This is a genomic window from Nocardia brasiliensis IFM 10847 (assembly GCF_000710915.1).
Classification (GTDB): domain Bacteria; phylum Actinomycetota; class Actinomycetes; order Mycobacteriales; family Mycobacteriaceae; genus Nocardia; species Nocardia brasiliensis_A.
Genome location: NZ_BAUA01000156.1, coordinates 1 through 1758, shown reverse-complemented (window position 1 = coordinate 1758; position 1758 = coordinate 1). Strand labels below are relative to the sequence as shown.

The following is a 1758-nucleotide window of genomic DNA, read 5'->3' as shown; positions in this document are numbered from 1 at the left end:
TGGGTGCGTCGGCGGCGGTGGCGGCGAGTTCTTCGAATTCGACGATGTTGTCGATCTCGAGTCCCATGGACACGTTGGTGACCCGCTCGAGGATGACCTCGACCACCACCGGGACGCGGTGTTCGGCCATCAGCTTCTTCGCGTCCTCGAGGGCGGGACCGATGTCGTCGGGTTCGAAAACACGGATCGCTTTGCAGCCCAGCCCTTCTGCGACCTTGAGATGGTCGACACCGTAACCACCCACTTCGGGGCTGTTGATGTTGTCGAAGTCGAGCTGAACGTAATAGTCCATGTCGAACTGCCGCTGCGCCTGCCGGATCAAACCCAGATACGAATTATTCACCACCACATGGATATACGGGATATTGAACTGCGCCCCGACCGCCAACTCCTCGATCAGGAACTGGAAATCATAATCACCCGACAACGCGACCACCGTCGCATCCGGGACCGCCGTCGCCACACCCAACGCCGCGGGCAACGTCCACCCCAACGGCCCCGCCTGCCCCGCATTGATCCAATGCCGCGGCCGATACACATGCAACAGCTGCGCGGCCTGGATCTGCGACAACCCGATCGTGCTCACATAACGGACATCCCGCCCGAACGCCCGGTTCATCTCCTCATACACCCGCTGCGGCTTGATCGGCACATCACCGAAATGCGTCTTACGCAACCCCTCCCGCTTCCGGGCCCGCACACGCTCGGCCCATGCGGTCCGATCGGCCAACTCACCGGCCGCCTTCCACTCCCGGGCAACCTCGACGAACACCTCCAACGCCGCACCCGCATCCGAGATCACCCCGAAATCCGGAGCGAAAACCCGACCGATCTGCGTCGGCTCGACATCGACATGCACAAACCTACGATCACGCGTATACGTGTCCACCCCACCGGTATGCCGATTCGCCCACCGATTACCGATCCCCAACACGAAATCCGACTCCAGCAACGTCGCGTTCCCATACCGATGCGACGTCTGCAACCCCACCATCCCCGCATGCAACCGATGATCATCGGCGATCACACCCCACCCCATCAACGTCGGCACCACCGGCACCCCCGTCACCTCCGCGAACTCCACCAGCAACCCCGCCGCGTCCGCGTTCACCACCCCACCCCCCGCCACGATCAACGGCCGCGCCGCCGCATTCAACATCCCCAGCACCTTCACCGCCTGCGCCCGCGACGCCACCGCACGCCCCACCACCAACGGCTCATACGCATCGATATCGAACTCGATCTCCGCCAACTGCACATCAATCGGCAAATCGATCAACACCGGACCCGGCCGGCCCTCCCGCATCACCCGGAACGCCTTCGCGAACGTCCCCGGCACCTGCGCCGCCTCCAACACCGTCACCGCCCACTTCGCCACCGGCCCCGCCACCGCAGCAATATCAACCGCCTGAAAATCCTCCTTATGCAACTTCGCCACCGGCGCCTGACCCGTAATACACAAAATCGGCACCGAATCCGCACTCGCCGAATACAACCCCGTAATCATATCCGTCCCCGCCGGACCCGACGTCCCCACACAAACACCGATATTCCCCGCCACCGCCCGCGAGAACCCCTCCGCCATATGCGACGCCGCCTCCACATGCCGCGCCAAAACATGCCGCATCCCCCCATGCGCACGCATCGCACTATAAAACGGATTAATCGCCGCACCAGGCAAACCAAACGCCTGCGTAGCCCCCTCCTTCACCAAAATCAACACCGCAGCATCAACCGCACGCATCCGAGCCATGTCAG

General features: G+C 62.9%; 1 protein-coding gene. It reads right to left on the bottom strand.

The annotated features are described in order from the left end of the window. On the bottom strand, window positions 1-1753 hold a 1753-nt coding region (gcl, locus tag NBRGI_RS30435), incomplete at its 3' end, for a glyoxylate carboligase (protein ID WP_036561552.1). Window positions 1754-1758: the final 5 nt, after the last annotated feature.